Origin of the sequence: Tolumonas osonensis (assembly GCF_014202415.1) — a bacterium.
GTDB classification, from domain to species: domain Bacteria; phylum Pseudomonadota; class Gammaproteobacteria; order Enterobacterales; family Aeromonadaceae; genus Tolumonas; species Tolumonas osonensis.
This window is the reverse complement of the sequence record NZ_JACHGR010000011.1, coordinates 14884-29151: the sequence shown is the minus strand read 5'-3', so window position 1 is coordinate 29151 and position 14268 is coordinate 14884. Positions and strand designations below refer to the sequence as shown.

Annotated in this window: 8 protein-coding genes; 2 read left to right on the top strand and 6 right to left on the bottom strand. The window is 55.3% G+C overall.

The genetic code is table 11. The annotated features are described in order from the left end of the window. Positions 1-45: 45 nt before the first annotated feature. The 3 genes from HNR75_RS14200 to malT all read right to left on the bottom strand — a co-directional run bounded on the left by HNR75_RS14200 (position 46) and on the right by malT (position 5825). A complete protein-coding gene (locus tag HNR75_RS14200; protein WP_188027648.1) occupies positions 46-429 on the bottom strand; it encodes a hypothetical protein in 384 nt (127 codons plus the stop codon). After that, the gene (locus HNR75_RS14195; protein ID WP_188027647.1) at positions 426-2564 is read right to left on the bottom strand and encodes a VgrG-related protein; all 2139 of its coding nucleotides are present in this window, start codon (positions 2562-2564) and stop codon (positions 426-428) included. Before HNR75_RS14195 ends, HNR75_RS14200 begins: the two co-directional genes overlap by 4 nt. A gap of 540 nt (positions 2565-3104) precedes the next feature. After that, the gene (gene malT / locus HNR75_RS14190) at positions 3105-5825 is read right to left on the bottom strand and encodes an HTH-type transcriptional regulator MalT (protein ID WP_188027646.1); all 2721 of its coding nucleotides are present in this window, start codon (positions 5823-5825) and stop codon (positions 3105-3107) included. 256 nt (positions 5826-6081) lie between these two features. Between malT and malP the strand changes: the two genes are divergently transcribed. Both malP and malQ read left to right on the top strand, forming a co-directional pair. Next, positions 6082-8517 (top strand): maltodextrin phosphorylase, encoded by a 2436-nt coding sequence (gene malP, locus HNR75_RS14185; protein ID WP_223157933.1) that lies wholly within the window; start codon positions 6082-6084, stop codon positions 8515-8517. 9 nt (positions 8518-8526) lie between these two features. Then, positions 8527-10617, top strand: a complete 2091-nt coding sequence (malQ, locus tag HNR75_RS14180) for a 4-alpha-glucanotransferase (protein ID WP_188027645.1) — start codon at positions 8527-8529, stop codon at positions 10615-10617. Between the two features lie 34 nt (positions 10618-10651). Here the strand turns inward: malQ and HNR75_RS14175 are convergent, their stop codons facing one another. From HNR75_RS14175 to malF, 3 genes are all read right to left on the bottom strand, one after another. Beyond that, positions 10652-11611, bottom strand: a complete 960-nt coding sequence (locus HNR75_RS14175) for an MBL fold metallo-hydrolase (protein ID WP_188027644.1) — start codon at positions 11609-11611, stop codon at positions 10652-10654. A 150-nt stretch (positions 11612-11761) separates the two neighbouring features. Beyond that, positions 11762-12652, bottom strand: coding sequence for a maltose ABC transporter permease MalG (malG, locus tag HNR75_RS14170; RefSeq protein WP_188027643.1), 891 nt, complete (start codon positions 12650-12652; stop codon positions 11762-11764). Between the two features lie 11 nt (positions 12653-12663). Next, positions 12664-14250 carry a maltose ABC transporter permease MalF gene (gene malF / locus HNR75_RS14165; protein ID WP_188027642.1) on the bottom strand — a complete coding sequence of 529 codons (1587 nt, stop codon included), beginning with the start codon at positions 14248-14250 and terminating at the stop codon, positions 12664-12666. Positions 14251-14268: the final 18 nt, after the last annotated feature.

The window sequence follows — 14268 nt, the reverse complement described above, 5'->3', positions numbered from 1 at the left end:
CAAATATGAGCACCACCAATATTTAATTATTATATTGAAATTTATTTAACCTGCATTATGCATCTCATAAAAATCATTTAATAATTTCTTGTATGTCAATAGTTCATCCAGCTCACACTGAGCTTCACTTATACTACCCCTATCGCCATCTAATAAAAAATAAACATTGCATTTATCTGATATCGCTGAGTCTAAAGATTTATTATATTTCTCTAAAGACATAAACATCGATTTATCTTGTTTGAAATTTTTAATAATGAAGTTTTCAACTTGCTTTCTTTGGTCTGCGTACTCACTCTTAATACAAGTCAATATGTTTTCTGTGGAACCATCACTTTCTTTTATACATGTTGTATAACCAACCCCATATTCACTTGAGTGACATGAAAAACTTAATAATATAGCAAGTAATAAAATGTCTTTTTTCATAGATCCTCTATCATGTAATCAGTGGAAGCCAAGTAGATTAATCGCTCTTTTTCTGTTACAGCTCTACTTCTTAAACTATCCCAAAGTGTAGGCGAACTTCTGAATATAGATTCAACATTATCAGCCTTATAATCTTGAACCAATGATATTATTTCCACATCATTTAAGGTGTTAACATTTTTATTTTCAAGTGCTCTTAGTATTAACTTTGTATTCTGCCCCATTTGAACGCTTGTTGACCAAACCATATCGTGAATAGCAGCCCGCTTATGGTTTATAAGCACCCCTTTTTCACTTAATATATTTATCTGGGTTTTATATGTTGTATTCCTTATGAAGTTGTGTTGTTCTTCTTTAAATTCATCGGCATATTCTCTGGCAATCTTTTTCCACATTAAATTAAATGATTCAGAACATAAATCTAATGTATCAAAATTCTCTTTGAATTTTGAGTAATTGATGTATTCCTGCAGCTTTCCCATCCGAGATGACAACTGATATATTCCATAGGACGCTCCGCCATGATCACCATTACCTGAAGATATTGTCCCAGGACCTCTTCCACCTGATTCAAAATACTCTGATGTTTTACCTAATGGCCAATATCTTATATTCTTTATAATTGAGATTAATTGCACCGGATGAAAATGCCACAACTTCTGCGTTAGCCCTTCAATCTGGCTAACAAATTCACATTGCAGAAACCGTTCAACTTCAAACTGGTTGGTGTTTTTATATTCTTCTGCATTATCGGTGTTCTGTTCATCCGCATGTGCCTTCATATTGTTTTGCGTTGCCTGGTGCCACTCGCTCGGGTGACCGGCGATCATTTTATACAGATCGCTTCTCAGCTCTTTATCCTGCTGCAGGGCATTCCTGATTTCGGTGCCCGTCAGTACACCATCGCCCTGCCCATTTCGGCTATTAATACCGTCAACCCGTTTAAAAATATCCTGAAATAGCGGGGATGTAATTTTTTCCGGATTGATATAGCCATCCGAGTCATCATTGGTTTCTTCGATGGTCGTAAAACCGAGTGCTTGCCAGTCATGCTGAGTGACTAGTTTGATGTTCCCTTCTAGTTTGACGTGCGCAAAATCAACCGGGCCGGTGGCCGCTTCACCGGTTTTGATCCCTTTGAGATGATAGAACACCGTACCAGCCGTATCTTTTACCTGTCGGCAGGCCGATTCCTCAAATACATAATCACGAGCCGCATTCAGTAATGGGTCCGGATTGACGAAGTTGCCATGTCCGTCACTGCTGTAAAGTTGGCTGCCTTTCGGGACTTTCAGATATTTTTTCCCCGTCGTCAGCCCTGCGCTGTTACTGAGAAACGCTTCCAGCGCGGTTTTGTCATCGGTGGTAAACAGTTCAATGTGCATTTGATGACGGGTTTTCGTCATCCCGGTTATAAAGGGCGGTTCCGGGCTTTCCCAGATCCCCATCAGGCCAATGGGGTCACCGGCTGCAATCGGCATCGGCTCGGTAAATTTCACAATCGAATCAAATTCGGTCGGTTCGACTCTTTCCCACGTCACCTGACTTTCATCGACAATCATCCAGCCGGATGAAATCGGATCGCCCCGGAAGGTAGCGGAAGCTGGAAACTGACACTTGGCAATGGAATGCGATTTCCCTTTGATAGCGACATTCTTGATGATTTTTTCCGTCTGAAAAGTACAGGGTTGTTCCGGATTTAATACCGTTACCGGCGGCACATTCCGCTGCATACAATGCGCTTTGGAGTCATAGATCCGCATGGGTTCTTTCGATTTCCCGGTCACCGTCGCCTTCCAATAACCGGGAAGTTTTGGTTTTTCCACCGCGGTGAAGGTGTCGGCAGGAAAACAGCCGGCATAGAGATAAACCCGCATGCCGGTAGTGACCGTAGGGGCAGAATCTGCTGCCGGCATCTGTACCGTGACCAGATAGAAATGGTATCGACGGCCACGGGCGGTTGCTTGTATCGGACTTTGCTGTGAATCGAGCTGTACCGTACTGCCCTGTTTCAGCGTGCCAATGACATTGGCGATAGCGGCAGCATCCCGGGCATTGGTGTCTTTGGTGATCGTAATGGTTTTTACAGACTGTGCGGTGTCGGCGGTATAAGTGCGGTAGTCGGCCAGATGCATATACAGACTGTAAAAAGTCAGTGTATTGGTTTTGCCGTTATGTTCGCCGTCCTGCTGATTGACCGGACTCTCATAGTCATGTCTGACCAAACAGAATCCGTTGCTGAATTTGAGATCTTTGGCCGCTAAATCACCTGTCGGCTGCCACTTCTGGGTCGGGTATTGTCTGTTCAGGCGATAGGCGACAACCACGCCGTCCATCATGCAACGGACGGGATGCTCGTTCTGATGCTGGGCGAATTTCTCGCCGGTGATGTGAATGCCGCCATGCCAGTAATTGTTTGCCCCCAGCAGATAATAACCGCCTGATTGCGCACCTAAATCGTTCAGCAATGTATCGAGATCGCGGTAGTCCTGGCCGGACTCAGTAACAAACGGATATTTTACAGCTAACGGCTTCTTGGTCGCTGGCGGATTGGGTGTACTCATGTCCCGTACTCAATAAGAAATAAGTACCATGGTATAAAAATGAGTCCACATCAGGTTCTGTTAATACTGACAGTAAGCCGTCCGTCCGGACGGGCATACCGTTCGCACTGATTACACCCCATACCCCATCAGTTTCAGCAGCTTCTGTGCCTGCTCGACCGCATCCTGCCGGTGCAGAATGCCGAGTTTCTGGTAGAGATTGCGGATATGCGTCTTGATGGTGGTGGCCGCGACATCCAGTTCCACCGCGATCTGCTCGTTGCTGTAGCCGGAGTAGATCAGCCCCAGTACCTGCCATTCGCGCTGCGTCAGCGGGCTGGTGCGGATCAGTTCCGGCACATGCGGATGGTTCAGCAGTTTCTCGACAAAGCCTTCGTCAAAATGGGCGAATTTGTGGCGATGATGTTGATTGATGTCTTTCAGCAGACGCTGCGCCTTGTGCTGCTCCATCTCGGAAAGCGTATTAAGCTGCAGTAGCTGACGCAGCAGTTGCGCCACAATCTCGCCTTCAATCACGAAATGGCTGACAAAACCGGTGCGGTTGGACAGCGTCAGCGCCTCCATCAGCGCCCGTTGTGCCTCGCTGCGTTCATTGCGCTGCCAGTGCAGCACGGTGCACAGCAGCAGGTTGCGGTTGAGATCGCTGTACAGATTGAGCCGCCGCGCTTCACTGTTCAGGTGCTGTAACACCTCTGCTGCCTGCTCGTTTTCTTCGAGGATCAGGTGTGCGCGGGCAATGTTGCGCCACTGCCCCTGCAGGAAGTGGTTGCAGGCCGCCTCGGGGCGTTCCGCCTGCGCCAGCCAGCTGCGCACGGCTTGTTTGTCCCCGGTCATCTGCCAGTAGAGCAGCCGCGGAATATCGGCGTTGCTGATCCAGTCGCTATGATAATCGGCATTGTGCAGCAGCACTTCGCAACGCTGCAGATGCTGACTGGCATTGTCGATGTCGCCGCGGGCCAGCGAGACTTTGGCCAGCATGGCAACACACTGCAGCTGCTGCTTCGCCTCGTAACCGGAGAGCACCTGCAGCCCCTGCCGGGCACAGCTTTCGGCTTCATCCAGCCGGTACCACGACCAGAGGATCTGGGCACGGATACGCAGCAGAAACTCATGCAGCGGCAGCTGTTCCAGATGCTGGGTCTGTACCAGTTCCAGCGCCTTGTCCTGCACCTCATACGCCGCCTGCAGGAAACCCTGTGCGATCAGAATTTCACTCTGCTGCAGCAGCGCCCACAGCGCATAGTGGTAGGTGCCGTGGCGCCGCGCCATCTGCTCGGTACGTTGCATCATCGGCAAGGCACTGCTCAGCTGGCCTAGGTAATGGTGCACTTCGCCGATCACCGAGGTGGCGACAATGCGGCCGTAGAAGTTGGTTTGCGGCAGCTGCGCCAGTGCCTCGCGCGCCAGATGCAGCGCCTCTTCCGGCCGGTTGGCATTCAGCGCCACCTGCGCACGCAGGGCATTGAATTCGCCCTGCAGCGCGTCGTTGAGCCGTACCTGATGTTCCGCCATCGCCTGTTTCGCCCGCTCCAGCAGCGCATCCACCTGCGTGTAACGGTGCTGACTCTGTGCCAGCCACGCCTGCAGCAGCACCAGATTCGGGCTCTGGATCAGCTCGTTATACGGCAAGGCCTCCAGGCAGTCTGACAGCAGGACCAGTTCGCCGTGATGGAACAGTGACCAGCCATATTGCAGCAGGATCTCTCGCAGTAATAATGCGTCACTGGCCGCCAGGGCATGGTGGATCGCTTCCGACGGAATGTTCAGTGCCTGCCAGCCTGCCGCCGCCCGGCGGTGCAGCTCGGGCAGTTCGGCAGAGAGTTGCTGCTGACAGCAATGCTGCAGGAAGGAGGCAAACAGCGGGTGGAAGCGGAACCAGATGGTGTCACCGTCCATGTCCATGCGCTGCACAAACAGCCCGCGCCGCTCCAGCTCGCTCAGCTGCGCCAGCCCGTCCTGCCGGCCAGTGAGTTTCGCCACCAGCGAATCATTCATCGAACGCAGTACCGAACAGCGCAGCAGAAAATCCCGTGTCGGCGCATCGATGCGATCCATCACTTCTTCCGCCAGATACTCCCACAGATAGCTGGTGTTCAGCCCGGAGAGTTTGCGCGCCGACTGATGTGCCGTCGCCCGGGAATCCGGTGACGACAGGGCGATCAGCTGCAGCGCCGTTGCCCAGCCTTCGACCTCATCACACAGCGTGGCACTCTCCTGCTCGTCCATCGGCGTCGACAGACGGTTACAGAAAAACTGCTGTGCTTCCTGATGGTTAAACGCCAGCAACTGGTTATCCAGCTCCAGCAACTGTTCGCGCACGCGCAGATTGGCAATGCCCAGCGGCGGCAGGGCGCGCGAGATCACCACCAGCGTCAGATTATCCGGCTGATTACGCAGGAAGAAGCGCATCGCCTCATGGATTTCTTCGTTATCGATCAGATGGTAATCGTCGATGATGAGATAGGTCGGCTCCGTCCAGTCGGCCAGTTCGGCGAACACCTGACCGAGCAGTGACGACAGCCGGGCATACTGATGCTTCTGACTGAGCGACTCGCTTTTGACGCAATGCCCCCCGGTCGCATGCTGCAGCGCCGCCACCAGATAACGGGCAAAACGTTCCGGCTGATTGTCACTGTCATCCAGCGAAAACCAGCCGACATGCGGCAGCGTCGCCGCCCACTGGGCGATCAGCGTGGTTTTGCCATAACCTGCCGGACCGTGCAGCAACACCAGACGATAATCCAGCGCTTTTTGCAGACGCTGCAGTAAACGGTCACGGATGATGGCATTTTGCAGGCGAACCGGACGGCTCAGTTTTGAAGGGATCAGCATAACGTCGTTTCCAGTTATCTGTGGTCTTGCTACAGCCACAATATGAAATTTTCAGCTACGGTACACGGTGCCTGCAGGATGATCTTTTTTCAATGCAGTCATTCTCAAAACCATACTAACCGCTCACTAATCACCTGTCCTACGCCCTGCTCATCCTCCTCACTAATCTTTTTTCGGGATGAGGTGACGGCTGATTTTTCACTTCAGGATGGATATCAATCGATTTAGGTTTTCCTGATGACGAAGGACAAAACGAATGACCAGCAAAAAACCAATGAAGAAACCGGCGCTGTTTTCAGCCGCCGAATTTGATGCCGCCCTGAGCCGTCAGTGGCAGCGTCTCGGATTGCAATCTGCCCGTGAGATGACCCCGTATCAGTGGTGGCTGGCAGTGAGTGCCGCCGTCAACGAGCAGGTGGCAGCACGCCGTGCGGAAGGACAACTGCGCGCGGCGACTGGCGCTGAGCGCCATGTGAACTATCTGTCGCTGGAATTTCTGGTCGGCCGCCTGACACTGAACAATCTGATCAGCCTCGACTGTGCCGATGTGGTACGCGAGGTAGTCAGTAAATACGGTCGCGAGCTGAACGACCTGCTGGAGCAGGAGGTCGATCCCGGCCTCGGTAACGGCGGGCTGGGTCGTCTGGCCGCCTGTTTCCTCGACTCGATGGCGGCGGTCGATCAGCCAGCCACCGGTTATGGCCTGAGCTATCAGTATGGTCTGTTCCGTCAGTCATTCCGCAATGGCGAGCAGCAGGAAGCGCCGGATGACTGGCACAGCGAACATTACCCGTGGCTGACCAGACACGTCGGGCTCACACTGCCGGTCGGCTTCGGCGGCGAAGTGTGCACCGATGACCAGGATCGTCAGTACTGGGTACCGGCCCTGACCATTCAGGGTGAAGCCCATGACCTGCCGATCCTCGGTTATCACAATCAGGTGGTACAAACCCTGCGTCTGTGGCACGCCAGCCACCCGACGCCACTCGACCTGCAGCAGTTCAATGACGGCGACTATTTGCAATCGGTGGAAGCCGGTGTCACTGCCAGCAAACTGAGCAAGGTGCTCTACCCGAGCGATAATCATCAGCCGGGCAAAGAGCTGCGCCTGATGCAGCAATATTTCCACTGCGCCTGCTCGATTGCCGACATTCTGCACCGCCATCTGGCGGCTGGCCGCAGCCTGCTGTCACTGCCGGATTACGAAGTGATCCAGCTGAACGATACCCATCCGACCATCGCCATTCCGGAGCTGATGCGGGTGCTGCTGGATGATCACCAGATGTGCTGGGAAGATGCCTGGTCGATCTGTACCCGTCTGTTTGCCTACACCAACCACACCCTGTTGCCGGAAGCGCTGGAGTGCTGGCCGCAGGATCTGGTGGCTACTCTGCTACCACGTCACTATTACATCATCGATGAAATCGATCGCCGCTTTATGGCACAGGCCCGCCAGCAGTGGCCGGACGATGACCAGATCGATGAGAAAGTGGCAGTGATTTACGATGGCAGCATCCGCATGGCCAATCTGTGTGTGGTCACCTGTTTTGCCGTCAACGGCGTGGCGCAACTGCATTCCGATCTGGTGAAGAGCGATCTGTTCCCGGAATACAATGAGCTCTGGCCGCAGAAGTTCCACAACGTCACCAACGGCATCACCCCGCGTCGCTGGCTGAAACAGTGCAACCCGCAGCTGGCTGAACTGCTGGATGAAACGCTGAAGGTGGACTGGGCGCGTGATCTCGACACGCTGCGCGATCTCGAACCGTTTGCCGCCAAAGCCGATTTCCGCCGCCGTTACCGCGACATCAAATTGGCTAACAAGCAACGGCTGGCCGACTACGTCTGGCAGACCCAGGGCATCAAACTTGATCCGCACGCCATCTTCGATGTGCAAATCAAGCGTCTGCATGAATACAAACGCCAGCACCTGAACCTGCTGCAGATCATCGCCCGTTATCAGCAGCTGCGTGCGCAGCCGAATCTGGCCGTACCACCACGCGTATTCCTGTTCGCCGCCAAAGCGGCACCGGGCTATCACCTGGCGAAGAACATCATTCTGGCGATCAACAAGGTCGCGGAGTGCATCAACAACGATCCGTTCGTCAATGACAAGCTGAAGGTGGTATTCCTACCGGATTACCGCGTGACGCTGGCGGAGCTGCTGATCCCGGCCGCCGATGTTTCCGAGCAGATCTCCACTGCCGGTAAAGAAGCTTCCGGTACCGGCAACATGAAACTGGCGATGAACGGCGCACTAACCGTCGGTACGCTGGACGGCGCCAATGTCGAAATCTCCGAGCAGGTCAGCCGCGACAATCTGTTCATCTTCGGTCATACCGTCGATCAGGTGAAAACACTGCTGGCCGCCGGTTATAACCCGTACGATTACGTCCTGCAGAGTCCGCGCCTGAAAGCGGCACTGGATGAGCTGATGAGCGGCTACTACACCCCGGATAACCCGCAGGCGCTGCAACCACTGTGGCACAGTCTGCTGGAAGGCGGTGATCCTTATCTGGTGCTGGCTGACTTCGATGCCTACTGGGAAGCACAGCAACAGGTCGATGCCCTCTACCAGCAACCGGAAGCGTGGCTGCGGCGCTGCATTCTGAACACTGCCCGTACCGGCATGTTCAGCTCCGACCGTTCCATCCGTGACTATCAACGCCAGATCTGGCAACCAGCCGTATAAGGATGCCTTATGGATATCTCTGCTATCGAAACGGCCGCAAAAGCGGCCGGTATTGCCGACAGTTACATCAGTGCCCACGGTGAGCCGATACACATCAAAGTCAGCACCCAGGAAAAGATTCTGGCGGCGCTGGGCGACCTCACACCGGACAGCGGTCTGCTGCCGCCAGTCTGTGTATTCCGCCAGGATGACCTATTCCGCATCCTGCTGCAGGATGGTGTCACCGACACCTGCCACTGGCGCCTGCAGCCGGAAAACGGCAAGCCGCTACGCGGTTTGGTCGCGCAAGGCTTTCTGACACTGCCCGAAACATTACCCATCGGCTATCACAAACTCTGCCTGCTGCAGGGGCGTAAAGTAGTTGCCGAAAGCCGGGTGATCATCGCACCGCGCCGCTGTTATGAGCCGGATGCGATCCAGCAGGGCAAGAAAACCTGGGGCGCCTGCGTACAACTGTATACGCTGCGTTCCGAGGAAAACTGGGGTATCGGTGATTTCGCCGATCTGAAACAGATGGTCACCGAGCTGGCCGCACAGGGCGCGGATTTTGTCGGCCTCAACCCGCTGCATGCGCTCTATCCGGCCAGTCCGGACAGCGCCAGCCCGTACAGCCCCTCATCCCGCCGCTGGCTGAACATCATCTACATTGCCGTGCACAAACTGCCGGACTTCCAGCTCAGCTCCGCCGCGCAGCTCTGGTGGCAGAGCGCGGAAACCCGGCAACAGCTGCAGGCCGCCCGTGACTGCGACTATATCGATTATCCGCAGGTCACCGCGCTGAAACTGACCGGCCTGAAACTGGCCTATCAGTACTTCGCTTCGCTGCCGCACGATATTCCACGCGTCACCGAATTCGAACAGTTCTGCAAACAGCAGGGCGAAAGTCTGCAGCAGCAGGCTACCTACGATGCGCTGCATGTCTGGCTGAAACAGCAGGATGCCAACGCCTGGGGCTGGCCAGCCTGGCCGGCGGACTATCAGCAGTGGGACAGTCCGGCGCTGACGTCGTTCCGTCAGGAGCATGCCGATGAGATCCGCTTCTATGCCTGGCTGCAGTGGCTGACGCAAGGTCAGTTGCAGGAGTGCCAGCAAAGCGCGCGTGATGCCGGCATGCTGATCGGCATCTACCGCGATCTGGCGGTCGGTGTCACCGAAGGCGGCACGGAAACCTGGTGTGATCGTGAACTCTATTGCCTGAAGGCATCGGTGGGTGCCCCGCCGGATATCCTCGGTCCGCTCGGCCAGAACTGGGGGCTGCCGCCCATGCGGCCGCAGGTCATGCGTCAGCGTGGCTATCAGCCGTTCATCGATCTGATCCGCTCGAACATAAAAGCCTGTGGTGCGCTGCGTATCGATCATGTGATGAGTCTGTTGCGGCTGTGGTGGGTACCGCAGGGCTCGACCGCAGTCGATGGCGCCTTTGTCAGCTATCCGGTGGATGATCTGCTGGCAATACTGGCACTGGAAAGCCAGCGATATCAGTGCATGGTCATCGGCGAAGATCTCGGCACCGTGCCGGCGGAAATCGTCACCAAGTTGCGCGAGAATGGTGTCTACTCCTACAAGGTATTCTACTTTGAGCGCGCCCCGGCACCGGACAGCGGTTTCTATGCACCGCAGGATTATCCGGCACAGGCGATGACCACACTCTCCACCCACGACATGCCGACACTGTACGGCTACTGGCAGGCGGACGATCTGACGCTCGGTCAGACACTGGGGCTGTATCCGGACGCCGAGGTGCTCAGCCGCCTCTATGCGGACCGGGAACATGCCAAACAACGCATGCTCGACAGCCTGCACAGTCAACACAGTCTGCCGGACGAGTACAGCCGGCATGCACAGGGCATGCAGATGAATACGGCGCTGAACCGCGGCATTCACTACCACGTCGCGCAAAGCAACAGCGCCCTGCTCGGCCTGCAGCCGGAGGACTGGCTGAATATGACCATGCCGGTCAACATTCCCGGCACCACGCACGAGATTTACCCCAACTGGCGCCGCAAGTTGAGCACTACGCTGGAAGCGATGTTCCGTGATCCAGAAGTCACCTCGCTGCTGGCGGAAATAAACCGGCGCCGCCGACAGTTATCCCGCTGAGCGGCATTTTTGGGACTGCATGGCAGTCCCTTTTTTATTCGGCCGATAATGCCATGGAGAGATCGAGCCGCGGAAACTCCAGCGTCTGTCCGATGGCAGGAATTGCCAGTCGTCCCTGCGGCAACTGCAATTTATGCCACAGATCGCGCAACCGGATCGGTGGTTCATTCAGCGGTTCATCGGTGAGCTTGAACGTGCCCCAGTGCATGGCGACAAACAGTTTCGCCTCCAGCGCGACAAAGGCCTTTAATGCATCGTCCGGATCCATGTGCTGATGACGCATAAACCAGCGCGGCGCATAGGCACCGATCGGCAGCATTGCCACATCAATCGGACCGCACCGCCGGCCGATGTCGCGGAAACCCTCAAACCAGGCGGTATCACCGGCGTGATAGAGGCGAAAGCCGTCATGTTCCATGACAAAACCGCCCCACCAGCTGGTATTCATGTCCATCAGCCCGCGACGGCTCCAGTGCTGTGCCGGCACGAAGGTCATGATGGCATTGCCCACCTGTGTCTGCTGCCACCACTCCAGCTCCTGCACCTGCGGAAAACCGTTTTTCAGGAACCAGTGCCGCATGCCGTGCGGCACCAGATACAGCGGATGCGGCCCCAGCTTTTTCAGCGTCGGCACATCCATATGGTCACGGTGATTGTGGGTGATCATCACCACATCAATTTTCTTCGGCAGTGCCGACCAGCTTAAGCCCGGTGCCACATTGCGCGGCACCACGCCGCCCAGTGATGACGACATCACCGGGTCGATCAGCATGTTGAGTCCGCCGAGTTGCAGTAAAAACGAGGAGTGACCGATCCAGGTCAGCGTATCGTGCTGGTACTGATGCAAATCGGCACCGTCATTATGCACCACCGGCACCGGTATTCCGGTACGTCCCGAGCGCGGTTGCCGTTCGCCATGCCAGCCGGTCTGGCGGCGCAGGACATGTTTGAGTGGAAAGGATCGCTGACTGCCATCCTGATTGGTGTAACGCATCGTCACACTCCCGCCGCAGATAAAACCGCGGCAATAGACCTCTCCCTTAAAAAAGCGTAGCAGAAAAAAATGCCAGTCTGGCAACTGGCATCCGGGAATAACTCCGTCAAAACAAGGAAAGATAAACGAACACAACCATAAAAAGTGAAACTACCCTTTGACCCCCCCGGCAGTCAGACCGCCGACCAGCCAGCGTTGTGCCAGCAGGAACACCACGGTGATTGGAATCGCGGATAACACCGCCGCTGCGGCAAAATCGCCCCACAGATAGTTCTGCGGATAGAGATATTGCTGCATACCCACCGCCAGCGTGTAGCTACCGACATCACGCAGCAGCAGCGAGGCGATAGGTACTTCGGTGACTGCACCGATGAACGACAGAATGAACACCACCGCCAGGATCGGCACCGACAACGGCAGCAGTACCAGGCGGAATGCCTGCCATGGGGTCGCGCCATCCAGCGCCGCCGCTTCTTCCAGCGAACCGTCGATGGTTTCGAAATAGCCCTTGATGGTCCAGACATGCAGCGCGATACCGCCTAGATAGGCGAAGATCAGCCCGCCATGGGTGTTGAGACCCAGGAACGGAATGTACTGCCCGATACGGTCAAACAGGGCATACAAGGCCACCAGCGACAGCACCGCCGGGAACATCTGGAAAATCAGCATCCCTTTGAGCAGCGCGCTCTTGCCGCGGAACTTCATGCGGGCAAAGGCATAGGCACAGGTGGTAGACAGTGCCACGATGCCGGTCGCGGTGACAAATGCTACCTTGACCGAGTTCCACAGCCACAGCAGCACCGGGAACGGCGGCGGGGTCACCGAGCCATCCGGATTGGTGATGCTGAAACCCAGCGCCAGTTTCCAGTGATCCAGCGACGGGTTGGACGGGATCAACTCGCCGGTAGCGAAGTTGCCGCTACGCAGTGAAATCGCAATCACCATCAGCAGCGGAAACATGATCAGCGCGATAAAGCACCACAACCCGGCGTGCGCCGCCCACAGGCGATAACGTAATGCTTTGGTTTGCACGATAGCCATACTGCAGCTCCTTATTGTTCCACGCTTAATTTACTGGCTTTGAGGTTAAGGACCGCCAGCGCGCCCACCAGCAGGAAGATCAGTGTCGCAATCGCCGCCGCCAGACCGAAGTCCTGTCCGCCACTGCCCTCAAACGCGATGCGGTAGGTGTAGCTCACCAACAGATCGGTATTCCCCGCCGGCGTACTGGTGCCAATCATGTTCGGCCCGCCGTTGGTCAACAACTGAATCAGTACGAAGTTGTTGAAGTTGAAAGCGAAACTGGCAATCAGCAGCGGAGTCAGCGGCTTGATCAGCAGTGGCAGCGTGATGCGGAAGAAATTCTGCAGCGGGGTCGCACCATCCAGCGCCGACGCTTCGTACAGATCGTCCGGAATGGCTTTCAGCAGCCCCATACAGAGGATCATCATGTACGGATACCCCAGCCAGATGTTGACGATCAGGATCATCGCCTTCGCCAGCATCGGGTTGGTAAACCATTCCGGTTTCAGGCCGAACATCTGCTCCAGCAGCATGTTGATCTCACCGAAACTCTGGTTAAACAAACCTTTGAAAATCAGGATGGAGATAAAACTCGGCACCGCATATGGCAGGATCAGCAGCAGACGGTACATCGCCTTGCCTTTCAGCGGTTGCCACTGCACCAGGCAGGCCAGCACCATGCCCACCGCCAGCGTAAACAGCACGGTCAGCCCGGAGAACAGCACTGTCCAGATAAAGATTTTGATGAACGGCTGCTGGATGCCTTTATCCTGTAACACGCGCAGGAAATTATCCCAGCCGATGGTCACGGTATAACCGGGGCTGAGCTTGCTGTCGGCCACCCAGTTCCCGCTCTGATCTACCGCCTGATAATAGCCGCTCTCGTCATTTGGCAGGTAAAGCTCACCACTCTGGTTATTGCGCAGAGCACGGCCGTCACTTTGCAGACTATACAGTGGCTTGATCGCCGAGAACTGGCGCAATGAACTCATCACCAGCTCGCTGCCATCCGGCAGTACCGCGGTCAGCTGTCCCAGTGCCTGACGGTTTTTGGTGATCACTTTCAGCGGCGCCTTGCTCAAACCGGCATCACCGGCTTGTGGCATCATGGTCAGGCGCTGCGGCTGGTTATCCAGCGCAAACGGTGCCGATAACAGCATCTGCCCGGTTTCACCGTCCTGCAGTTGCAGCTGCCAGTGGCCATCGCTGCCCAGCAGAGTAAAACCCAGTGTATTACCACTCTGGAACTGGCGCTGCATGATCACCGACTGCGCACGTTCAAAGCTGAGCTGATGCATCGCACTGTAGTTGGTAAACGCAATGCCAATGGTGCAGAACAGCGGGAACAGCACAAACAGTCCCATGCCGACCAGTCCCGGATAGACATAGCGCCAGGAGTAGGCTTTGCGGCTGGCAAACAGGTAAATCCCGGTTCCGGCCAGCAATAACGTCAGCATCGCAAACAGATATTCGCGTTGCGCGTACATCTGCACAATCAAATAGCCATTCAGTATGGCCACCAGACCAAGTAAGGAACGGGTAAACATCGCGCTGCGCCACCACTTCTTGTTCTGTGGCAGGCGCGGCGGAGTGGTATGGGCAACAGATAACTGCATGAGACACTCCGTCTGATT